The organism is Corynebacterium sp. HMSC064E10 (assembly GCF_001812505.1).
GTDB lineage: Bacteria > Actinomycetota > Actinomycetes > Mycobacteriales > Mycobacteriaceae > Corynebacterium > Corynebacterium amycolatum.
The window spans coordinates 1,061,906-1,082,229 of record NZ_KV809173.1 but is presented as its reverse complement, the minus strand read 5'-3'; the positions used below and the strand labels follow the sequence as shown (position 1 = coordinate 1,082,229).

The 20,324-nt window shown below is 60.9% G+C and carries 19 protein-coding genes and 4 tRNA genes; 15 read left to right on the top strand and 8 right to left on the bottom strand.

What is annotated here, in order from left to right; genetic code table 11:
• Window positions 1–24: 24 nt before the first annotated feature.
• The 6 genes from HMPREF2860_RS06625 to HMPREF2860_RS06600 all read right to left on the bottom strand — a co-directional run bounded on the left by HMPREF2860_RS06625 (window position 25) and on the right by HMPREF2860_RS06600 (window position 5,841).
• The gene (locus tag HMPREF2860_RS06625; protein WP_070628681.1) at window positions 25–1,458 is read right to left on the bottom strand and encodes an ABC-2 family transporter permease; all 1,434 of its coding nucleotides are present in this window, start codon (window positions 1,456–1,458) and stop codon (window positions 25–27) included.
• Complete coding sequence (locus HMPREF2860_RS06620) at window positions 1,455–2,198, bottom strand: ABC transporter ATP-binding protein (protein ID WP_070628680.1); 744 nt, start codon at window positions 2,196–2,198, stop codon at window positions 1,455–1,457. Before HMPREF2860_RS06620 ends, HMPREF2860_RS06625 begins: the two co-directional genes overlap by 4 nt.
• A 116-nt stretch (window positions 2,199–2,314) precedes the next feature.
• The gene (locus HMPREF2860_RS06615) at window positions 2,315–3,022 is read right to left on the bottom strand and encodes a response regulator (RefSeq protein ID WP_070628679.1); all 708 of its coding nucleotides are present in this window, start codon (window positions 3,020–3,022) and stop codon (window positions 2,315–2,317) included.
• A 52-nt stretch (window positions 3,023–3,074) separates the two neighbouring features.
• Window positions 3,075–4,328, bottom strand: a complete 1,254-nt coding sequence (locus HMPREF2860_RS06610) for a sensor histidine kinase (RefSeq protein WP_070628678.1) — start codon at window positions 4,326–4,328, stop codon at window positions 3,075–3,077.
• Between the two features lie 33 nt (window positions 4,329–4,361).
• Complete coding sequence (locus HMPREF2860_RS06605) at window positions 4,362–5,042, bottom strand: alpha-ketoglutarate-dependent dioxygenase AlkB family protein (protein WP_070628677.1); 681 nt, start codon at window positions 5,040–5,042, stop codon at window positions 4,362–4,364.
• Between the two features lie 16 nt (window positions 5,043–5,058).
• The gene (locus HMPREF2860_RS06600; protein WP_048759274.1) at window positions 5,059–5,841 is read right to left on the bottom strand and encodes an SDR family oxidoreductase; all 783 of its coding nucleotides are present in this window, start codon (window positions 5,839–5,841) and stop codon (window positions 5,059–5,061) included.
• Between the two features lie 139 nt (window positions 5,842–5,980).
• Here HMPREF2860_RS06600 and arfB point away from each other — a divergent pair, with 139 nt between their 5' ends.
• Entirely contained in the window at window positions 5,981–6,424 is a 444-nt protein-coding gene (gene arfB, locus HMPREF2860_RS06595) for an alternative ribosome rescue aminoacyl-tRNA hydrolase ArfB (RefSeq protein WP_038627596.1), read from the top strand.
• A 41-nt stretch (window positions 6,425–6,465) separates the two neighbouring features.
• Window positions 6,466–7,392, top strand: coding sequence for a pyridoxal kinase PdxY (gene pdxY, locus HMPREF2860_RS06590; protein ID WP_239392963.1), 927 nt, complete (start codon window positions 6,466–6,468; stop codon window positions 7,390–7,392).
• 51 nt (window positions 7,393–7,443) lie between these two features.
• On the opposite strand, the gene HMPREF2860_RS06585 is transcribed toward pdxY, so the two are convergent.
• Window positions 7,444–8,424 (bottom strand): 1,4-dihydroxy-2-naphthoyl-CoA synthase, encoded by a 981-nt coding sequence (locus HMPREF2860_RS06585; RefSeq protein WP_016422029.1) that lies wholly within the window; start codon window positions 8,422–8,424, stop codon window positions 7,444–7,446.
• A gap of 13 nt (window positions 8,425–8,437) precedes the next feature.
• Between HMPREF2860_RS06585 and HMPREF2860_RS06580 the strand changes: the two genes are divergently transcribed.
• The 5 genes from HMPREF2860_RS06580 to HMPREF2860_RS06560 all read left to right on the top strand — a co-directional run bounded on the left by HMPREF2860_RS06580 (window position 8,438) and on the right by HMPREF2860_RS06560 (window position 14,061).
• Entirely contained in the window at window positions 8,438–9,463 is a 1,026-nt protein-coding gene (locus tag HMPREF2860_RS06580; RefSeq protein ID WP_070628676.1) for an o-succinylbenzoate synthase, read from the top strand.
• 338 nt (window positions 9,464–9,801) lie between these two features.
• Window positions 9,802–11,541, top strand: a complete 1,740-nt coding sequence (gene menD / locus HMPREF2860_RS06575; RefSeq protein WP_168165001.1) for a 2-succinyl-5-enolpyruvyl-6-hydroxy-3-cyclohexene-1-carboxylic-acid synthase — start codon at window positions 9,802–9,804, stop codon at window positions 11,539–11,541.
• A 112-nt stretch (window positions 11,542–11,653) separates the two neighbouring features.
• Entirely contained in the window at window positions 11,654–12,145 is a 492-nt protein-coding gene (locus HMPREF2860_RS06570) for a DUF3592 domain-containing protein (RefSeq protein ID WP_038627602.1), read from the top strand.
• A 4-nt stretch (window positions 12,146–12,149) separates the two neighbouring features.
• Window positions 12,150–13,358 (top strand): glycosyltransferase family 4 protein, encoded by a 1,209-nt coding sequence (locus HMPREF2860_RS06565; RefSeq protein ID WP_070560793.1) that lies wholly within the window; start codon window positions 12,150–12,152, stop codon window positions 13,356–13,358.
• Window positions 13,359–13,368: 10 nt separating this feature from the next.
• A complete protein-coding gene (locus HMPREF2860_RS06560; RefSeq protein ID WP_070560795.1) occupies window positions 13,369–14,061 on the top strand; it encodes a demethylmenaquinone methyltransferase in 693 nt (230 codons plus the stop codon).
• A 51-nt stretch (window positions 14,062–14,112) separates the two neighbouring features.
• On the opposite strand, the gene HMPREF2860_RS06555 is transcribed toward HMPREF2860_RS06560, so the two are convergent.
• Window positions 14,113–15,465: a geranylgeranyl reductase family protein gene (locus tag HMPREF2860_RS06555; protein WP_222867343.1), complete on the bottom strand. Its 1,353-nt coding sequence runs from the start codon at window positions 15,463–15,465 to the stop codon at window positions 14,113–14,115.
• 118 nt (window positions 15,466–15,583) lie between these two features.
• On the opposite strand from HMPREF2860_RS06555, the gene HMPREF2860_RS06550 reads away from it, so the two are divergent.
• The 8 genes from HMPREF2860_RS06550 (at window position 15,584) to rplK (ending at window position 20,271) form a co-directional block, all read left to right on the top strand.
• The gene (locus tag HMPREF2860_RS06550; protein ID WP_070560799.1) at window positions 15,584–16,639 is read left to right on the top strand and encodes a polyprenyl synthetase family protein; all 1,056 of its coding nucleotides are present in this window, start codon (window positions 15,584–15,586) and stop codon (window positions 16,637–16,639) included.
• A 179-nt stretch (window positions 16,640–16,818) separates the two neighbouring features.
• Window positions 16,819–16,900 (top strand) — tRNA-Tyr (locus tag HMPREF2860_RS06545).
• A gap of 361 nt (window positions 16,901–17,261) precedes the next feature.
• A tRNA-Thr gene (locus HMPREF2860_RS06540) sits at window positions 17,262–17,334 on the top strand.
• A 39-nt stretch (window positions 17,335–17,373) separates the two neighbouring features.
• Window positions 17,374–17,447 (top strand) — tRNA-Met (locus HMPREF2860_RS06535).
• Window positions 17,448–17,550: 103 nt separating this feature from the next.
• Window positions 17,551–17,623: transfer RNA gene (locus HMPREF2860_RS06530), tRNA-Trp, on the top strand.
• Between the two features lie 511 nt (window positions 17,624–18,134).
• Window positions 18,135–18,443, top strand: coding sequence for a preprotein translocase subunit SecE (gene secE, locus HMPREF2860_RS06525; protein ID WP_016422041.1), 309 nt, complete (start codon window positions 18,135–18,137; stop codon window positions 18,441–18,443).
• 191 nt (window positions 18,444–18,634) lie between these two features.
• The gene (gene nusG, locus HMPREF2860_RS06520; protein WP_070560802.1) at window positions 18,635–19,483 is read left to right on the top strand and encodes a transcription termination/antitermination protein NusG; all 849 of its coding nucleotides are present in this window, start codon (window positions 18,635–18,637) and stop codon (window positions 19,481–19,483) included.
• A gap of 350 nt (window positions 19,484–19,833) precedes the next feature.
• Window positions 19,834–20,271: a 50S ribosomal protein L11 gene (rplK, locus tag HMPREF2860_RS06515; protein WP_016422043.1), complete on the top strand. Its 438-nt coding sequence runs from the start codon at window positions 19,834–19,836 to the stop codon at window positions 20,269–20,271.
• Window positions 20,272–20,324 lie beyond the last annotated feature (53 nt).

The following is a 20,324-nucleotide window of genomic DNA, read 5'->3' as shown; positions in this document are numbered from 1 at the left end:
GCGTGGCTGCAGTCAGCGTCGCTGTCAGCTCAGGAATCGGATGGCTTTCAGCGACGTTGCCCGCGCCCAGGCCACGAATGCCCCGGTCACAATGGCGGATGCCAGAACCATCAGCGGCCACCGCTCGGGGTAATCACGGACCACCCAGGTCCATCCCCATTCTGAGGTCCACCACAGCGGTGAGGCACTGAGGACATCACCGCCAACCATCACCGCCCAACCGCCGAGCATGACCGAGACAAAGATTGCGGCCGCCACACTTCGACGCGCAATCAATCCGGTCACGGCCACAGTCATTGCGGCCACAAGAGGCGCGATGACCGCCTGGTACGGCCAGGGGTTAATGCCGGTCTGGCCATTGGTCTCGCCGCCTGCGCCGCTGATAATCACCGCAACCACGAGCACCGGTACGAGAAACGCCATATCCAAGGCAAACAAGCGAAGCGTGATGCTCCCGCGCGAGCGCCGATACATCAGCGCTGGCCAGGCATCAGCTTGCGAGGTCCACGTCATGATGGCGACCACGGTTGCGGCCGTCGGCACGCAGACGAAACTCAGCAACCCGAGTGCATACTCCGGGGTCCACACCATACGCACGGCCGCAAGGCAGGCAAGCATCAGCGCTGCGAGGCTCCACCAAGTGCGCCAGGGCAGGGTCGCGCTCATGCCATGGCTTAACGACGAAGTGCTGCGTTCCCGGCCCGTCGGCAAGCGGAGAGCTCTTCCGTGAGCAAGCAGTGCGATGACGAAGAAGCCTAGTCCGAGGAGTAAATGCAGCAGCGCGGGCGGCAGGATGGCGATGTCCCAGATTTCGCTGTCTGCGGGAGCCGAGATGGAATTAGCCTGCACTCCGTGGATAGGTAACGTTGGGCGGATGGCCCAGGTCCACGGGAGAACTTGCCAGTTTGGGCTCATGGCATCCAGTGTTCCCGCGATGGCCCAAGCGATGGCAGTCAGCGGAGCAAGGAAGAGAGCTGCGCGTGGCACAAGGCGCCATAGGGTAAGGCCGAATGCCCAGAACACGAAGAATGACAACGTGTTGAAGATCGTGAATTGCAATGCGGTGCTCACGCTCCGGGCAAGGAGAGTGGCCATCAGTGCGTGGCCGAGGGCCGTGGAGGCGATGACAGTGGCTGCGCGTGCCAGGAGTACCCGAATGCTCGAAATATTGCGCCAGATTAGGCCACCTTGGCGGAGCTTTTCTTCACGTTTTTGGCCAATGACGGACGTAATAGCAGCCAGGGGAGGAAGCAGGATAAGCGAGTAGATGTGGGCGCTCGCCATGGCGGTGGCATCAACGCCTGTAGAAAAGACCATGCTGACCAGAGCGATTGCCACCATGATGATGGGCAGGAACATGGTGAGCGACCACTTCGCCCGCAGTAGTTCGGCGCGGAAGTAGTGGCGCGTGGGAACAGCGCGCGTGTTAAGAGTGCGTGTGTGCGGTTGAGCGCTCATCGGGCAACACCTACTGCGGTGAAGAAAGCTTGCTCGAGGGATTGACCAGCAGCCGCAAAGTCCGTCAGCGGGCCTTCGTAGACCAGCCGGCCACCAGCGAGAACACCCAGGTGGTCAACACTCTTTTCGACCTCACCGAGCTGATGTGAAGACACCACAACCGCTTTGCCGCTATCGGCGAGATTCCGCAACAAGGTGCGTAGGCTCACGATAGCTTCGGGGTCGAGGCCGTTAGTGGGTTCGTCGAGAAGCACAATGTCGGGGTCGGTGAGCAGCGCCATCGCCAGCGAGAGACGAACCTTCATGCCCGTTGAGAAAGCGCGGACACGCTTGTTACCAGCATGAAGCCCGACCAAGTTGAGGACTTCGGCGATACGGCTCTTGTCCGTGCCGGTCAAATGTGCGTGCACTTTGAGGTTGTCGGTGGCCGAGAGCTGCGGGTAGAACGCAGGACCATTGATGGAGGCGCCGATGCGGTCCAGGTCTTCAATGGACCACGGGTGTCCCGCGATGCTGATTTCACCGGCGTAGGGAATTAGCCCAAGCACCGTGCTCATCAGCGTCGACTTACCGGCACCGTTGAGCCCCAAAAGTCCGTAGACCTCACCGGCACGAACGCTCATGTCGAGACCGTTCAGGACCGGTTCGTTCTTGCCGTAGGAGACAGTGATGCCGCGCAGCTGAAGAAGGGGAGCGGCGGCATCTGCGGAATGGCCTGAGATAGGGGTTGGTGCGTTCATGCCTTAAGTAATAGGCATGGCCGGTTCGGTTCGCGCCCTCCCTGAGGATGAGATGGCGGAAATATCCTCCCCAGGGAGGAGTCGCTAGCGAGGGTGACGGCACCAGCGAGGAGAATCTAAAGCATCCCGTTTTTCGCAGCCCAAATGACAAGATCCACACGACTGCGTGAGCCCGTCTTGGTCAACAGGGCTTTCACATGGGTTTTCACGGTCGTCGTGGCGACCACCAACCTGCGAGCGATCTCATCATTGGAAAGCCCTTGGCAGACGAGGTCCAAAATCTCCTGTTCGCGGGGTGTGAACTGAAGCGCTGAATGGATGGCATCTGAGCTAGAGCCACTGGCCGAGGATGCCCTCGCTGGCTGCCCTGAGTGCGGTGCGCGCGGTGAAACGTGTCGCAACACCATTGGCGTCACCTTCGGATCGATGACTCCTTCACCGCGGTGAATACGCATGATGGCCGAAAGTAACTCACGGGGATCGGAGTCTTTGAGTAAAAAGCCTGCGGCTCCAGCCTCTAAAGCGCCAAGTACGAGGGATTCTTCGCGGAAGGTGGTCAGTACCAGGACTTTCGGAGCGGATGCGTGGGTCGCGCCTCCGGACGATGCCCCTCGCACGATTTGCCGCGTGGCCTCGATACCGTCCATCACTGGCATACGAATGTCCATGACGACCACATCTGCGCCGGAGGCAAGACGCACAGCCTCAGCACCGTCGCCCACGGCGCCAATGACTTTCATCTGCGGGTGGGCATCAATAAGCTGCGCAAAAGACTGCCGAATCAGCGCTTGATCTTCAGCGACTAAAACTCGAATTACACCCATTGCTCGTCTTTCTATGCAGTGTCAATAGTTAGACCTGCTTTGGCCAAAGCACTTATAGCTGAATGCTGACGCGGAACATACCGTCGCTTTCACCATAAGTCATCTCGCCACCGAGCTGCGCCACGCGTTCATCCAGACCAATCAGGCCAGCACCAGCTCGCTTCCTGTGTGCCAAGGCGTCGCTCACAGCCCGATTTGCGGTCACCAAATGAACCCGCGCCGGGCTGATATCGGCATCGGCAGATGGGGCAATAGGCGACTCAGTAGGCGATTCAATCGTCAACGTGAACTGACCAGCGCCCGATGAGTGCTTAGCCATATTCGCAGCCAACTCCGTCACTGCCCGCACCAGAGTCAGTCGCTTCGCGAGTGGCCAATCCGCCAGCGCCTCATAAGACTCCGGCAGAGTCACCGAAACATCGCGACCCGGCGGACAGGTAGCCGCAACCAGACGTGGAATCTCATTCGGATCAGCGCTAATCTCGCCGCCTTCACGTAGTGCATCGACAAGCGCATGCACATCTCGCAACGATTGTTCTGCGGTCTCGGCAATACCTTCCAGCGTGGTCTTTTCAGCAGCGCTTTCCGCTCGTGAGTCATCCATCTCCGCCAGGTACAGTGCTGTTTGGGCCTGAACCTTAATAGAGGTGAGTCCGTGCCCCACGACGTCGTGAAGCTCCCTGGACAACTCCAGCTTGTTGAGCGCCACGACGTTCTCCAACTCCGCGGCATGTTCCTCGGCGTTGATGCGCAGCCACAGCGGCACTGCGTACGCGCTCGCCGTGATGAGCACCGCGGGCAGACCGAAGACCAACAGCCGTTCCGGAGTAAAACCGAAGGCTGGAACCGCTGGGTTGAGGAAACTGCCAATCAACCCTAAAAAGAGCCCAACTATGCCCCAGGTGCGATTCTGTTCCCACCTGGTCACAGCCCATAGTGATAGTGGGGCGGCAACAATAATAGGGTCTACCCCAAGGTTCACCGGGGATAGCCACACCAGCAAGGCGAGGCCCGCTAGGGCACTGTACGTAATCACAAACGATGCACGCACTGCTTTACGACGAAACGCTGCGGCGCCGGCAATCATCGCGGACAGAACCACATTGGTGACATAAGTGAAGCTCGGGCCATAAGTAAATAGCGGCGTCATGCTCAACCAGCAGCACAGCAGGAAAGCAGCCGCAATAGCGAGATCGGCAGCTGGGAACGAGCCGACAAAGAAACGCACCCGGCTGCGCCAGTCGAGTGGGGCAGGAGTCTGCGTGGTGGCAGCCTGTGCGTGCATGGAGGAAGTGGTGCGCTGCATGTGTCTAGGCTAGCGGTCGGTGGCTTGCGCGGTTTAGTGTGAGTTTTCCACTTGCCGAAAAGTGATATTGATGCGGCCCTCTTTAAGCCCGCACCCCTCAGGCAAAGTGTCCGGACGAGTCTTGGGCACACCATGAAATGCAAGCCGCTTGGGACCACCAAACACAATCACATCCCCGCTGGCGAGAGTCACGTCATCCCAGGGTTTGTTGCGGTTTTCAGTTCCGCCAATGCGGAACAGAGCCTCATCGCCGATAGAGAGCGACACAATTGGCGCAGGGGAGTTTTCGTTGCGATCCTGGTGCATCCCCATGGTGGCCCCGGGTGGGTAGTAGTTGACCAACGCCATGTCGGGCCGAAAAGTGGCAGGCCACTGGCTGAGGGATTCGTCGTAAAGCGCGGCGGCGCCGAGTGCTTCGGTGGCGAGCTGCAGCAGATTGTCAGGCACAGGCGGGACGCGAACGCCGCCTGCGTGCGTGACGTAGCGGTACGGATTCGTGGCCCACATGCGCCCCAGATGCAGCATGAAGACCTGCATCTGACCACTTTTGAGCTGCGGGCGAGTCATGGCCAGGGGAGTGCCGGCAACGTCGCGGGCGATGTCGCGGAGTTGCGTGATGATGCCGGCCTGCCGCTCCAATGGAAGCCACCCCGGAAGATGAACAACTCCCGGCGTGATGCGGGCATCGTCGCGCGGGAGCTGATCGAAGAGCATAGGTCTAGTTTGCCTCTTAACCCGCGATGATTGCGTTAACCGGGCGGGACAGGAACTGCGGACCAATCTTGCCCAGGTAGCGCAGGATAAAGTCCGCTGCCGACACCGAATAGAAGTGCCGCTGGCGCTCAATGAAGTTCTGCGGATGCGTTGCCTTCCACACGGCATCTGCGACCTGATCCGGCGTGATGCGCACGCCAAGACGGCGGGTCGAACCAGCGGAAACGTCCGCCAGCTTGGTCTTCGCCCACAGCGGCATGATGGCGACGACGCGGATCTTGTCCTTGCGCCATTCCAAATCCAGAGCTTGCGTTAGACCCGAGACGTAGAACTTCGACGCAGAGTACGGCGCGATGTGCGGCTGACCGTAGATACCCGAAGCCGAACCCATGTTGACCAGGTGAGACCCCTTGGTGCGCTTCAGGTACGGATGCGCCGCCTTCGCACCCAGCGTCAGGCCGGTGCAGTTGATGTCCACCTGCGCGCGAATAATCTCCGGCGACTGGTCAGTGATATCGCCATCGCCGATGATGCCCGCGTTATTGTCCAGCACCGTCAGCTTGCCGCCGGTGTGGGAGGTGAAGTCCGCAAGCGCGTCCTCCCACTGCTTAAAGTCCGTCACGTCCAGCTTGCCGACGATTACCTCCGGGCGCTCAGCCTTAAGCTTCGCCAGGGCATCCTCGTTGATGTCGTAGACGCCTACGGTCCAGCCCGCGGCCAGGAACTTCTCGGCCACCGCGCGGCCAATGCCCTGCGCGCCGCCGGAGATGAAAATGGACGGGGAATCAGAAGTAGCCATAGCGCCTCAATCCTGTCTTTTCCTGCTGTTTTTATAAGTGGATAAATGTTATTCGCCAGCTTAGATGAGCATTTGTTGTTTAACAGCGGATTGGAGGAAACGCGCCCTGATTACAAACGCGCCCTCTACACTGGCCACCATGAAACCCCTGAAGATTCCACCAGGTCCCGGCATCCCAAAGGGCCTCGTCATCCCCGCGGCGGAACTCACCGAACGCTTCGCACGCTCCGGAGGGCCGGGCGGTCAGGGCGTTAACACCACCGACTCCAAGGTGCAGCTATCGGTCGATATTGCCGAGCTCACCGTGCTTTCCGACGTCCACCGCCGCCGCGCTCTCCAGAACCTCAGCCACCGACTCGACGGCACGACACTCACAGTGTCCGTCACCACCCAGCGCTCCCAAGTGCGCAACCGCGCGGAAGCCCGGCGTCGCTTGGCGGAACTCATTCGGGAAGCCGTGCAGCCACCGCCTCCGAGACGCCGGCGGACTCGACCAAGTCGGGCCTCGATTGCCCGTCGTAAAGCGCAGAAGCAACGCCGCTCTGAGCTCAAAGCCAGCAGGCGCCGACCCAGCTCCTACTAGGGGAATATGGGATTTTCACGCATTCGTTGCAATATAGAGGAATGAGCGAAAATCAGGCCCCTACCGAAAAGGCAGCTGAAGCCGTCGCGGAGTTCAACCGCGTGCCCTCGATCCTGTCCATCCAGTCGCATGTGAGCTACGGCCATGTGGGTAACTCCGCTGCCGTTTTCCCGCTGCAGCGCGCAGGTTTTGAAGTGTGGCCGGTCCACACCGTCGATTTCTCCAACCACACCGGCTACGGCCAGTGGCGCGGCCCGATGATTCCGGCCACGGATGTGCGTGAGGTCATCAAGGGTATCGATGAGCTGGGCAAGCTTGACGACGTCGACGCGATTATCTCCGGCTACCAGGGCGGTAGCGATATTGCGGATGTCATCATCGAGGCCGTGGCGCTGGCCAAGGAGCGCAACCCGAAGGCCATTTACTCGTGTGACCCGGTGATGGGAAATGCCAAGAGTGGCTGCCACGTCTCGGATGACATTCCGCCGCTGCTGCGCGACAAGGTTGTGCCGGTGGCAGACGTGATTACGCCGAACCAGTTTGAGCTGGGATACCTGACAGGCCGCGAGGTCAGCGACCTGGAGTCCACCATTGCGGCAGCCCATGCTGCTCGTGAGATGGGCCCGGAGGCCGTGCTGGTCACCAGCGTGCTGCGTCCGGAGCGCAAGGAGGGCGAGATTGAGATGCTCGCCGTCAACGGCTCGGGCGCATGGCTGGTGGCGACGCCGTACCTGCCGCTGAAGCGCAACGGCTCCGGCGATGTCACGGCCGCGCTGTTTGCAGGCAACCTGCTGCGCGGTCGCGGTATTGACGGTGACCTCTCGGTCGCGCTGGGCAACACCGCGGCCAGCATCTTTGAGCTGCTAAAGGTCACGCACGAGTCCGGCTCTGACGAGCTGGAGCTCGTTCGTGCGCAGGAGGCGTACGTCCACCCGGAGCAGCGGTTTGAGGTAACGAAGGTGGCGTAAGGCTGGGGTGCGGTGGGGCTGGGGCAGTAGTGCTGGGTTCAGCCCCCGTGCTTAGTAATAGAACGGGAACTCGTCCCAGTTCGGGTCGCGCTTTTCCAAGAACGCTTCCTTGCCCTCGACGGCCTCGTCGGTCATGTACGCCAGGCGAGTGGCCTCGCCAGCGAAGACCTGCTGGCCCATCAGTCCGTCATCGGTCAGGTTGAAAGCGAACTTCAGCATGCGCTGCGCCGTTGGGGACTTACCGTTGATCATGCGGCCCCACTCCACCGCGACATCTTCCAGCTCAGCGTGGTCGGCGACCTCGTTGACAGCGCCCATGCGGTGCATGGTCTCAGCGTCGTAGGAACGGCCGAGGAAGAAAATCTCGCGGGCAAACTTCTGGCCAACCTGCTTCGCCAGGTAGGCCGAGCCATAGCCGGCATCGAAAGATCCCACGTCAGCGTCGGTCTGCTTAAAGCGGGCCTCCTGGCGGGATGCCAGCGTCAGGTCACACACCACGTGCAGGGAGTGTCCGCCACCTGCGGCCCAACCATTGACCACGGCAATGACAACCTTCGGCATGGTGCGAATCAGGCGCTGCACCTCCAGGATGTGCAGGCGACCTCCCTCGACCTTGGCGCGCGCGGTATCGATGGTGGATGCGTCTGCGGTAGCGTCGTCATGCTCGTGGGACGTTGCGTACTGGTATCCAGAACGACCGCGAATGCGCTGGTCACCACCCGAACAGAATGCCCAGCCACCGTCCTTGGTGCTCGGGCCGTTACCGGTCAGCAGCACAACGCCGACATCCGGGGTGCGGCGCGCGTGGTCGAGCGCGCGGTAGAGCTCATCGACGGTATGCGGGCGGAATGCGTTACGAACCTCCGGGCGATCAAACGCAATGCGCACAATGCCGTTTTCGCGGCCCTCGCCGACGTGGCGGTGGTAGGTGATGTCGGTCAAATCCTCAAAACCATCAACCGTCTTCCACTGCTCGGGGCGGAAGGGGTTATCGGTCGAGTACTTCGCGGTATCAGTCATGGCTTCCAGCATAAAGGTCTCTAGCATGAGGGGTATGTGTGTGTCCGCTGCGCCCAACATCCAGCTTCCGCCAATCGACGACATTCTCGACCGCGCCCACGTCGTGGCTCTGCCCATGGCAGTGAAATTCCGTGGCGTCACCACTCGCGAGGCGCTCCTCATCGACGGCCCCGCCACCTGGGGAGAGTTCGCTCCCTTCCTGGAGTACGAGGCACCCGAAGCTGCCGCGTGGCTGCGCTCGGCCATCGAATGCGCATACGTTGGCCTGCCCACCCCGAAGCGCGAGTTTGTCGAGGTCAACGCCACCATCCCCGCCATCACACCCGAGCAGGTGCCGGAGGTCGTGGGGCGTTACCCCGGGTGCCGCACGTTCAAGGTCAAGGTCGCAGAGAGCGGCCAATCGCTTAACGACGACATCGAGCGCGTAGCCGCCGTCCGCACCGCGGTGGCCGAAGCCTATGGCTATGAACCTGTGGTGCGGGTGGATGCGAACCGTGGCTGGTCGGTGGAGCAGGCCATCCGCGCCGCTCATGAGTTGGGCCCGCTGGAGTATATGGAACAGCCCGTTGCGACTGTCGCCGAGCTCCGCGAGGTCCGCGACGCAGTGGGGGAGTTTTGCCCGGTTGCGGCCGATGAGTCGATCCGCAAGGCTGAGGATCCGTATTTGGTTGCGCGCGAGCAGGCGGCTGACGTGGGCGTAATGAAGGTCGCGCCACTTGGTGGGCCACGCCGTTTGCTTCGGTTGGCCGAGGAGCTGGAGATGAAGGTGACCGTCGCCAGCGCGTTGGACACCGGCGTTGGCATGGCTGCCGGCTTGTTCGCGGCGGCGGCCCTGCCTACTACCGAGCTGCAGCCGGAGCCGAACGCGGCGGGTTTGGCCACGTCGTCACTCTTTATTGAGGACGTCATCGAGCCCCGGCCACTTATCGATGGCCGTTTGCCCGTCACCAACCCCGCCCCCGACCCTTCCCGCCTGGCCGAGCTCGCCGCGCCGGGTCCCCGCCGCGATTGGTGGTTCGACCGCCTCCGCGCGGCGTACGCCCACCTGTAGCGGCGCACCTGGCGGCCTATCCCCACCTGTAGCTGCTCTACAACCTGCTCCAACTCACGGAGCATCCAGAGATACTGACCCCGTTTATGACACTTTGAGTTCGAAAAACGGCTCCAAACTGTCATAAACGGGATCAGTAACTCCCAACGAGCCCGATATCCGGCCTGACAAGTAGCCTATTGAGTGTGAACGACAACCAGGACACCTCCCAGACTTCGCACGCTCAGGGCACCAACATCACCAATGCCGCCGGCACCGATGCTGGCACCCCAGCCTCGGCAACCGACGCCACGCCCCACACCTCCGCAGCCCATACAGCCCCCGCGGCCCCATCCGCAGTGGTAGCGGGCCTCATCGTCGATGAGCTGCTGCGTCTCGGCATGGTCGATGCCGTGGTGTGCCCGGGTTCCCGGTCCGCCCCGCTGGCCCGCGCTCTGGTCCAGGCCGCCGATGCGGCGAAGGTTCGCCTCCATGTGCGCATCGATGAACGCTCCGCCGCCTTCCTCGCCCTCGGCCTGGCCTCGCGCACCCGCAAGGTGACCCCGGTAATTACAACGTCCGGCACAGCCGTCGCAAACCTCGTGCCCGCCATGGTCGAAGCCACCGCGGCGGGTATTCCGCTGCTGGCACTGACCGCCGATCGCCCCGCGCATTATCGCGGCACCGGCGCGAACCAGACCATCGTCCAGGACCGCCTGTTCGCCGATGCCTCCGTCGTTGAGTTCGATCTGGACGGCACCGCCCCGGTCACGAATGCCACTGCCGCGCAGATTCGCGCCCGCATTGATCGCGTTGTTGCCGCCATGACATCCGGGGCCGGCCACCTCAACGTCCGTTTTGTCGAACCGCTCGTGCCTGGCGACGACTCCGTTGCCGACATCCCCGAGGGTCGCGCAGACGGCGGCCCCTGGACCACGATTGCGCCTACCAACAGCAACAACGTCGGCGCAGCCGCCATCGCGGCCAACTCGGCCCCTACCAGCCCGGCCAACGCGGCTAGCACAGCCACAATTGACATCAGCCGCCGCACACTCGTGATTGCGGGCTCGAATGCCCCGCATCTGCCAGAGTTGGAGGATTTGCCAACCATCGCTGAGCCGAATGCATATGCGCCGGCGCACCCGGTTCACCCGCTTGCGGCGGGTACTTTTGCGCAGATTCCGCCGGAGCAGATTGTGTTGGTCGGCAGACCGACGCTGCACCGAGGGATCTCTAAGCTGCTGGCCAATCCTGATATCGAGTTGACGGTTGTCTCGGATGCGGAAAACCACGGCTTTGGGGCGGAGTTTCCGGATGTAACGGCGAACGCAAGGGCCGTCGTAAAGCATGTGCAGACTATGGGGGACCAGGACCCGCAGTGGACGAAAATCTGTGAGGCTGCCAGCGAATTGGCGGTGAAGTCCGTGCGAGACACGCTTACCGAGTCGATTGAAGCGGAGGAACCGCTGACCGGATTTCATGTGGCGGCGGCGCTGACGGATAGCCTGCGCACGGGTGACAATGTGGTGTTAGGCGCGTCGAACCCGGTGCGCGATGCATCGTACACGGGCCTGCCTTTCCCGGGGGTGAACACGTATGCGGGACGAGGTGCCGCGGGCATCGACGGCACGGTGGCGACGGCGATTGGTATTGCGCTGGCGTCCGACCGCGAGCATGCCGACGAGATCCGCCCGCCAAGGACGATTGCGCTCATGGGGGACCTGACGTTCCAGCACGACTCCGCAGCGCTAGCGATTGGGCCGCTGGAGCCGAGGCCGGAAAACCTCACCATCGTGGTGGCCAATGATGCCGGTGGCGGTATTTTCGAGACGCTGGAAGCGGGCAGCCCGGCTCTGCGGGGAAGCTTTGAGCGCATCTTCGGCACCCCGCAGGACGTGGATTTTGAGGGCATCTGCCAGGCTTACGGGGTCGAGCACGTGCGCGTTGACCGCCTCCCAGATCTGCTCGCGCAGCTGCACCCGGATACCGACGTCGACGGCATTCGCGTCATCGAGGTGGCGACCACGCGTGCGACACGTCGGCAGTTGCATCACAAGCTGGCATACAATGCGGAGATTGGGGTGCTGGACAAGCACTAGCTGGACAAGCACTAGCTGGGCAAGGCTCGCTGGACAAGAACTAGCTGGCCGGCAGCATCAGATTAGAGCTGGAAACAATCAAGGACAGAAGAATAAGGAGGTCGCGACCGCCATGCAGTGGAAAACTGCCCTGGCCAATTGGCCGCGCTTCCTTCGTCAGGTGCTGCTCTTTGTAATTATTTGCCTGTTACTTTCGTGCCTGGCCATGGTGGTTGGCTGCTTCATTAATGACCGCAATATCGAGTCGAACATGGGGCAGTCCGTAGCCAATGTGCGCTCGGTCGAGCTTCTTCGCACCACGGTCGATTTCGTCGACGAGAATGGTGACTTTCAGTCGCCACCAACCGGCTTGCTCTATCCCGTTGGGCTGGAAGAGGGGCAGCGCGTCCGCGTCGAATACGACCGCACTGACCCCAATGTCGTCCGCGTCGCCGGACGCACTTGGACGCTGTCGCTTCTCCCGGCTGCCAGCATCGCTGTGGTTGCGTTTATCGTCGTCGCGCCATTGTGGTGGTTGTCGTTGCGCGCAACCCGTCGTTTACAAAGAGATCCCCAAAAGGTAAACAGAGGGTCACTTTCGCTTTCCGACGAGATGGAAAACTAGCACCATGCGCGTTGCCATCATTGCTGAAAGCTTCTTGCCCAACATCAATGGAGTGACAAACTCCGTGCTGCGGGTGTTGGAACACTTACGCCGTGAGGGGCACGAGGCGCTGGTGATTGCGCCGGGTGCTCGGGACTGGCAAGAAGAAGCAGAGTTCTACTGCGACTACCGCATTGAGCGTGTGCCCACCGTGATGGTGCCGTTGATTGATTCGCTACCGATTGGTGTGCCGAACCGTCGGGTAGCGTCGGCGCTGACGCAGTTTAAGCCGGACGTGGTTCACCTGGCCTCACCGTTTGTGCTCGGTGGTGCGGGCGCGCTGACCGCCAAGGCACTGGGCATCCCGGCTGTTGCCATTTATCAAACCGACGTTGCGGGTTTTGCCAAGAACTACAAGTTGGCGGGGCTCTCCACGGCAGCGTGGTTGTGGACGCGCGTGATTCACAACTCCTGCGCCCGAACGCTGGCGCCGTCGTCACCGACTATCGAAGACCTGCAGAATCACAAGATTCGTGATGTCTACCGCTGGGGTCGTGGTGTTGATGCGGTTCGCTTTACTCCGACAAAGCGTAGTGAAGAGCTCAGGAAGCAGTGGAGCCCGGAGGGCAAGCCGATTGTTGGTTATGTCGGCAGGCTGGCGGCGGAGAAATCCGTGGAGCGGCTGGCAGCGCTGAACGGCCGCGATGATATCCAGGTGGTCATTGTTGGTAATGGCCCGGAGCTGCCGAAGCTGCAGAAGCAGATGCCGAATGCCGTCTTTACCGGGCAGCTCACCGGCGATAAGTTGGCAGCGGCATTCGCCAGCCTGGACGTGTTCGTCCACACCGGTGACTTTGAAACCTTCTGCCAGGCCGTACAGGAAGCCCACGCTTCCGGTGTTCCGGCCATCGCTCCGAACGCAGGTGGCCCGCGCGACCTGATTACTAACGACGTCAACGGCTATCTGCTGGAGCCCAAGACTTTCACCCGCAATCTGTCTGAGGCGGTCGACAAGCTACTGCTCGTCGACGATGAGCTGGCACGCAAGCAGCTGCGCAACCGCTGCCGCGACACCGTGACCGAACGTACCTGGGGAGCACTGTGTGCAGACCTTGTTCGCCACTATGAGGAGGTTTCTGGGGTCTCCGCGGCCGAGACGTCAAGCAAGGTCGCAGCAGATACGATGGACGCTTCCCGTACAGGTGCTGCTACGCGTCAGAAGTCGGTCGCGTAATCTGGACAGCGTGTCTAGGGCTGATTTAACGAAAAATCCCAGCGAAGTCGCCTCGATGTTCGACGGCGTGGGAAAGAATTACGACATCACCAATACCGTGCTCACCGGTGGTATTGACCACTACTGGCGCGTGCGCACGGCAAAGCGCCTGAACCTGCAGCCTGGCCAGAAGGTTCTCGACCTGGCCGCCGGTACGGCTGTTTCCTCAGTGGAGTTGGCAAAGTCTGGCGCATACGTCGTTGCCTGTGACTTCTCCCGAGGCATGCTCAAGGCCGGTGCGCACCGCAATGTTCCCAAGGTCTGCGGTGACGGCATGAAGCTGCCATTCCCGGACAACACCTTCGACGCGGTGACCATCAGCTTCGGTCTTCGCAACATCGTGGACTACAAGGCGGGCCTCGCCGAACTAGCCCGCGTGACCAAGCCCGGTGGCCAGCTAACAGTCTGTGAATTCTCCACCCCTGTGGTGCCAGTGTTCAGCACCTTCTACAAGGAGTACTTGATGCGGGCACTGCCGCAGATCGCCAAGGTCGTCTCCTCGAACCCGGAGGCCTACGTGTACTTGGCGGAGTCGATTCGCGCCTGGCCAAATCAGCCGCAGCTCGCCCGCGACATCAATGCCTCGGGCTGGGAGGATGCTGGTTGGCAGAATCTCACCTTTGGCATCGCGGCGCTGCACTCGGCAACCAAGCCCGTGCAGTAGCTCGCGAGCTCGCAATCGGGCTGGGGCGCGGGGCCCGTCGTAAAGCAGTTTTTACCGCCAGGGCTGGCGTCCAAACCACTTATCGGAGGCCAGCGCCGCCTGCCCCGAAGCGCGCCACAGTCGCGCTACCACATCCCGGTCGTGTTCCGTGACCAGGTTTCCCATCAGGCGTGCGGCAACACCCATGAACTGGCCGCCCCACGGGGCGCCGATGGTCAGCGGGCCGACGGTCGGCAGGAAGCTCGGGTACGTCAACGTCAGTGCCAACTTGCGAGCCAGCGAGAAGCCGGTGCCGTAGTGTTCGCGAAGCAGGGCGGGCCAGGAGTGAGTCAGCCCATCGCGACCCGCACCAATCGAACTCATCAGCTCCACCGCTAGCCGCGCCGATTCCATGCCGTAGTCAATGCCCTCGCCGTTGAGCGGGTTGACCAGGCACGCAGCATCACCGAGCAACGCCCAGTTCGGCCCCGCCACATTCGACACGGCACCACCCATCGGTAGCAGCGCCGACGTCACGTGCTCCGGTTCGCTCATCTGCCACTGCTCACGCACCTGCCCGTGGTACTCGCGTAGCAACTTCTTCACGTTCGCGCGCGCCGGGCGTGCCGACGTCGCCAGCGCCCCGCACCCCACGTTCGCCCGGCCTTCTCCCAGCGGGAAAATCCAGCCATAGCCCGGGTGCGTCTGCCCCTCGGAGTCGCGCAGTTCCAGGTGCGAGTGAATCCAGCCATCCGCTACGTCCGCGCTGTCGAAGCTGACGTATGACCGCGCGGCCACGCCAAAGACGCTGTCGCGATGCCACGCACGCCCCAGCTGCTTACCGACGGTACTTCGGACCCCATCGGCCACGAGCAGCCAGCGGGCCGAGATGGTGTGTGGCTTGCCTTCGCGGTCGGAAAGTTCCACCTCGCGCACGCCGTGACCCCGCGTGCCACCACTGCTTAGCGCTCCGAGAACCACCTTCCGCGCAGTGACCCCATCAAAGACTTGTGCTCCGGCATCAGCGGCGGCATTGAGCAAGAAAGTGTCGAGCTCAACACGCGGCATCGCGGATCCGACAGCGGGAAAAGTGCCGGAGGCATCATCTGGCCAAGGTGCGGTGATGGAGCCGCCGAAGCCGTGCAGCTTGAGTCCGCGGTTACGGTTGCGGCGCAGGAGCTCGTCGTCAAGCCCTAGGCGATGTAGCTCAGCGATAGCGCGAGGAGTGAGTCCGTCGCCACAAGTCTTGTCGCGCGGGAAGCGCTGCGAGTCGACCACAGTGACCGAAAAACCGGCGCGGGCGGCGTGAATTGCGGCTGCGGAGCCGGTGGGGCCAGCGCCAACAATGAGCACGTCAGTGCTGCTGGGTAGAGCGACGGCGCCGTCGAACGTGGGGGAAACTCGCGAAATCGGGCTTGAGGTCATTGCCCCAGCGTATAACGACGTTGAAACAAATATGGGAACTGGTCTGCTAGCCACTATGCTCGTAGGGTAGTTTATTTAGCAGTTTCTTATCTTTTATCGTCAGTTAGGCAGGTCTCGAATGCGTACTGGAGACTACTCCGGGCTTAGTTCCGGAAGTGCTCAGGGCACTGGTGAGCACACCGCCACTAGTTCTCACTTCGTTGATGAGGCGCTGGAAGCAACAATCACCGAGGGAATGCGCAAGAGCGAGGACCTCCTGATTACTGAGCTGGGGCGCGGCGAGGACTTCCTAGCCGAGCGGGTTTCCCACCTAGCTCAGGCTGGTGGTAAGCGCTTCCGCCCAATGTTTACCATGCTGTCCGCGCAGTTCGGTGAGCAGCCCGAGAGCGATAACGTCATCACGGCTGCGACTGTGCTGGAGTTGACGCACCTGGCGACGCTCTACCACGACGACGTTATGGATGAAGCGGACAAGCGTCGCGGTGTGCCCTCCGCAAACTCGCGCTGGGACAACACCGTCGCCATTCTGGCCGGTGACTACCTCTTCGCTGCTGCATCCCGCCTGCTGGCGGAGCTCGGTTCCGAGAGCGTAGCCCACTTCGCCGAGACCTTCGGTGTTCTTGTCACAGGTCAGATGCGTGAGTGCCTCAACGACTTGGACCTGCCGATTGAAGAGCGCATCGAGCGCTACCTGAAGGTCATTGCCGAAAAGACCGGTGTGCTCATCGCATCGGCTGGTTATCTCGGTGCTTATCACGCCGGTGCGTCCGCCGATATTTCCAACGCACTGCGCCGCTATGGCGAACTAATCGGCATCGTTTTCCAGATCGTCGACGACATCATCGACATCTCCTCCAACACAGATCAGTCCGGCAAGACTCCGGGCACTGACTTGCGCGAGGGCGTCTTCACGCTACCGGTTCTCTACGCGCTGCAGGAGGACACCCCAGCCGCTAATCGCCTCCGTGAGATTCTCGTCGGCCCAGTCTCCGAGGACGCGCTTGTCGACGAGGCCCTCGAGCTCCTGGCTCAGACCAACGGCGTGGCTCGCGCGATGGAGAAGGTCAATGAACTGCTGGATGAGTCCGACCGCGTCATCGCTGACCTTCCCGACTGTGCGGCCAAGGATGCTCTGCGTCACGTTGCTCGCTACACCGTGGAGCGCGTGGGGTAGTGGATTGAGCTCCACTGTCGAGACGAACCTAGGGGCGAGCTCTGCTGAAAGTTGGGCCCTGCTGGGGGTGACCCCTGCTGAGGGGTGAATCCAAGTAGGAAAATGTCCTCCTTACCTGCCGATTTGTGTAAATGACAGAGTAGTGGGTAGCATTCCATTCGCACCGTTTAAGAGTGCACGCCAGATTGCCCGAGCGGCCAAAGGGAGCGGATTGTAAATCCGTCGGCATTGCCTTCGTTGGTTCGAATCCATCATCTGGCACAGTGAAATCACCGCGAGATTTTTCTCGCGGTGATTTTTTGTTTGTAGGAGCTGTTGGTGGGGATACGGGGCAGGGTTCGGGCTAGGGGTTCGGGCTAGGGGTTTGGGTTAGGGGCGGCCACCCATCGATGAGCTATTCACTTATGGTTCCGGTGGGGCTCATCGATAAGTGAATAGATTATCCATAAGTGCGCGCCAAAATGTCAGCAAACGTGACAAGAAATACCGCTGCCTACCTGCTGATTTGTGCTCAGTGGTGATTTCGGGTTAATCTTTGCAAGGCTTCACGGAGAGCACAGAGCGAAACGAAGCGGTCAACAATTGGCCACGGAGTTACGTGCTGAGTTCAATGGATGCTGATGCCCCCTTAGCTCAGTCGGCAGAGCGTTTCCATGGTAAGGAAAAGGTCGACAGTTCGATTCTGTCAGGGGGCTCTGTTCTTTTATACGGACTTATGTCCGGTAGAGAATAGGGGCGATGTAGCTCAGATGGTGAGAGCGCACGACTCATAATCGTGAGGTCGGGGGTTCGATCCCCCCCATCGCTACTACGGACAGTGATGTTCGTCGAACCCCGCCTTGATTATGCAGCAATGCAGTAAGGTGGGACATTGTCAGCTAAGGGCTGGAAAGTTCTTTTGCTGGTGGTGAAGGGGCGTGGCTCAATTGGTAGAGCAGCGGTCTCCAAAACCGCAGGTTGCAGGTTCGAGTCCTGTCGCCCCTGCAAGTACCCGTCATCCAGGGCGTATGAAAATGCGTCTGGGTGGCGGGTTTTTCGTTTATATTCGGCGGCGGTGGGTCAATGCGAGTTACTGACTGCGGTTATGTCAAAAATGGCTCGAAAAATGGCCTGAAAGTGTCATAAACTCGCACAGTTTCACATTTGCAGCCCGTAGTCTGGTGGGTCGTCCTTTTTGCAGCCCAAGCTTGCAGCACGAGCGAGCAGTCCAGGCTTGCAGCACGAGCTAGGGCGAAGCAGCAGTGAAGTGGCCGTCAGTGAGTATCGCTGCGGCCAGCAGCGGAATCGAATCTCGAAGCCTGCGGTTCCCACGAAGCGCATTTCTTCGATAGTGTGGATAATCGGCTAGAATTTACGCACTGAACCAGACTTGCTCTGCACAGTGGGGGCTCGGCTCCGGAGATTGTCCCTGGAGTTTGCTCTTGAAGAATTCACGTTTGAGTTTCACTGTGCAGTATCTTTAGGTCTCATATGCACGAAGTAGCGAAGGAGCATCGTGTCTGAGGAAAACCAGACTTTCCAGGCGGCGGCTCGCCCGTCCGGTAAGCGCCAGGCGACGGGCGCGCAGACCACCGTGGCGAAGAAGCCTGCGCGTGAGAAGGAGACCAACGAGCTTTCGACTCGTAACCCTTTGGTTTTCATCAAGCAGGTTGTTGACGAGCTGCGCAAGGTGATTTGGCCGACCGGCCGCCAGATGGTCACCTACAGTATCATCGTGATCCTGTTCCTGATTGCCATGATTGCTCTCGTGTGGGGTGTGGACACGCTGGCCGGTTTGGGTGTCCGATCGGTGTTGGGCAAGTAATCGGTTATACTGTTTCGCAGTGATGCTTTTCATCCCGCCTCCGAGTTCCGGACGGCGGGATTATTCGTTAGCGCAGCTGGTGTCTTGCTGTGCGAAGTGATTGCGGATGGCATATTGGCTCTTAAGACTCTTTGAGCGAAGATGCCAATGTCGCGAACCGTTGATGTAGATACAAGAGGGGTTAGCACGACATGAATGATGGTCAGAATATTTTCTCCGACGCCCAGTCCGCGGATGCTGCCGCAACTGAGCAGGATGCGCAGGGCGCACCGGCTCAGGTAGAAGCTCCGGCCGAGGGTGCAGCCGCAGCCGACGCAGCCGCAGCAGAAGCAGCGCCGGCAGAGGAGACCGCCGCTGACGCTGAGGCGCAAGCAGCTGCTGACGCAGACGCCGAGTACCGTAAGCGCCTGCGCGAGTTCCAGCGTGAGCTCAAGCGTCGTCCGGGCGACTGGTACATCATCCAGTGCTACTCCGGCTACGAGAACAAGGTGAAGACCAACCTGGAAATGCGTGCCCAGACCATGGGTGTCGATGAGCAGATCCACGAGGTCATCGTTCCGGTTGAGGAAGTCGAAGAGCGCAAGGACGACGGCAAGAAGAAGATCGTTAAGCGCAAGCTGCTGCCGGGCTACGTTCTGGTCCGCATGAGCCTGGATGACCCGTCCTGGTCCGTCGTCCGCGACACCCCGGGTGTTACTTCCTTCGTCGGTAGCGAGGGTCAGCCGTCCAAGGTCAAGATTCGTGAGGTCGCTAAGTTCCTCATGCCGAAGGAGACCATCACCGCGGACGCCGCTGAGGAAGCTGCAAATGCCGACGGTGAGCTGGCTGTCGCAGCGGCTCCGCAGGCAGAGAAGAAGGCCGTAGCCATCGACTACGAGGTCGGCGAGTCCGTCACCATCCTGTCCGGCCCGTTCGCATCTGTGGCTGCGACCATCTCCGAGATCGACCCGGACACCGGTCGCATGAAGGCCCTGGTTTCCATCTTCGGCCGTGAGACCCCGGTCGAGCTGGGCATCGATGAGGTCGAGAAGCTGAACTAGGCCTCGCACTAAGCCGGGCCTCGCACTAAGCGGGCCTCGCACTAAGCCGGGCGGCAAGCCAAGCGCCGAGCAAAGGCACCAGCTAGCTCTCTCGAGCAACCAATCTGGTAACGGATTTTGATGCACGCCATACGCTGCGGTAACGTAGCTAGGCGTGCATTTTTGTGCCTTGAGCACAGATGCGCCAAGTAATTCGTATCCCCGGTGGCTGGCACCAACTCGATGACCAGCGCCAGCGGCCATGATGGTCGTGGGCGCAAGGGTCGTCGTAAAGCGTCGGCATCCGGACGGGGTGAGTCGCCTTTTCATCGGGGCGGCGTGCCCCGGTAACTAGGAAGTAGGTTAATCCGATGGCTCCGAAGAAGAAGCTTTCTGCGATCATTAAGCTGCAGATCCAGGCTGGTCAGGCTAACCCGGCTCCGCCGGTTGGTCCGGCACTGGGTGCCCATGGTGTCAACATCATGGAGTTCTGCAAGGCTTACAACGCAGCAACTGAGAACCAGCGTGGCAACGTTGTCCCGGTTGAAATCTCCGTCTACGAAGACCGCTCCTTCACCTTCGTTCTGAAGACCCCGCCGGCAGCTAAGCTGCTGCTGAAGGCCGCTGGCATTCAGAAGGGCTCTGGCGTTCCGCACACCAACAAGGTCGGTTCCGTGACCTGGGAGCAGTGCAAGGAAATCGCCGAGCTGAAGAAGCCGGACCTGAACGCTAACGACATCGAGATGGGTGCACGCATCATCGCCGGTACCGCTCGCTCCATGGGCATCACCGTCGAGGGCGCTAAGTAAAACCGTCAGCGTTTAGCTGCACCTTCATCAAGTGGTAGGGCCAGCTTCGGCCC

Excerpts from the sequence above, each read along its gene's own strand:
- arfB (WP_038627596.1), top strand. The coding sequence starts at position 5,981 with ATGAAACCCCTGAAGATTCCACCAGGTCCCGGCATCCCAAAGGGCCTC.
- HMPREF2860_RS06620 (WP_070628680.1), bottom strand. The coding sequence starts at position 2,198 with ATGAACGCACCAACCCCTATCTCAGGCCATTCCGCAGATGCCGCCGCT.
- HMPREF2860_RS06555 (WP_222867343.1), bottom strand. The coding sequence starts at position 15,465 with ATGACCTCAAGCCCGATTTCGCGAGTTTCCCCCACGTTCGACGGCGCC.
- HMPREF2860_RS06615 (WP_070628679.1), bottom strand. The coding sequence starts at position 3,022 with ATGGGTGTAATTCGAGTTTTAGTCGCTGAAGATCAAGCGCTGATTCGG.
- HMPREF2860_RS06570 (WP_038627602.1), top strand. The coding sequence starts at position 11,654 with ATGCAGTGGAAAACTGCCCTGGCCAATTGGCCGCGCTTCCTTCGTCAG.
- rplK (WP_016422043.1), top strand. The coding sequence starts at position 19,834 with ATGGCTCCGAAGAAGAAGCTTTCTGCGATCATTAAGCTGCAGATCCAG.
- HMPREF2860_RS06580 (WP_070628676.1), top strand. The coding sequence starts at position 8,438 with ATGAGGGGTATGTGTGTGTCCGCTGCGCCCAACATCCAGCTTCCGCCA.
- HMPREF2860_RS06550 (WP_070560799.1), top strand. The coding sequence starts at position 15,584 with ATGCGTACTGGAGACTACTCCGGGCTTAGTTCCGGAAGTGCTCAGGGC.
- HMPREF2860_RS06610 (WP_070628678.1), bottom strand. The coding sequence starts at position 4,328 with ATGCAGCGCACCACTTCCTCCATGCACGCACAGGCTGCCACCACGCAG.
- HMPREF2860_RS06585 (WP_016422029.1), bottom strand. The coding sequence starts at position 8,424 with ATGCTGGAAGCCATGACTGATACCGCGAAGTACTCGACCGATAACCCC.
- nusG (WP_070560802.1), top strand. The coding sequence starts at position 18,635 with ATGAATGATGGTCAGAATATTTTCTCCGACGCCCAGTCCGCGGATGCT.
- HMPREF2860_RS06625 (WP_070628681.1), bottom strand. The coding sequence starts at position 1,458 with ATGAGCGCTCAACCGCACACACGCACTCTTAACACGCGCGCTGTTCCC.
- pdxY (WP_239392963.1), top strand. The coding sequence starts at position 6,466 with ATGAGCGAAAATCAGGCCCCTACCGAAAAGGCAGCTGAAGCCGTCGCG.
- HMPREF2860_RS06600 (WP_048759274.1), bottom strand. The coding sequence starts at position 5,841 with ATGGCTACTTCTGATTCCCCGTCCATTTTCATCTCCGGCGGCGCGCAG.
- HMPREF2860_RS06565 (WP_070560793.1), top strand. The coding sequence starts at position 12,150 with ATGCGCGTTGCCATCATTGCTGAAAGCTTCTTGCCCAACATCAATGGA.
- HMPREF2860_RS06605 (WP_070628677.1), bottom strand. The coding sequence starts at position 5,042 with ATGCTCTTCGATCAGCTCCCGCGCGACGATGCCCGCATCACGCCGGGA.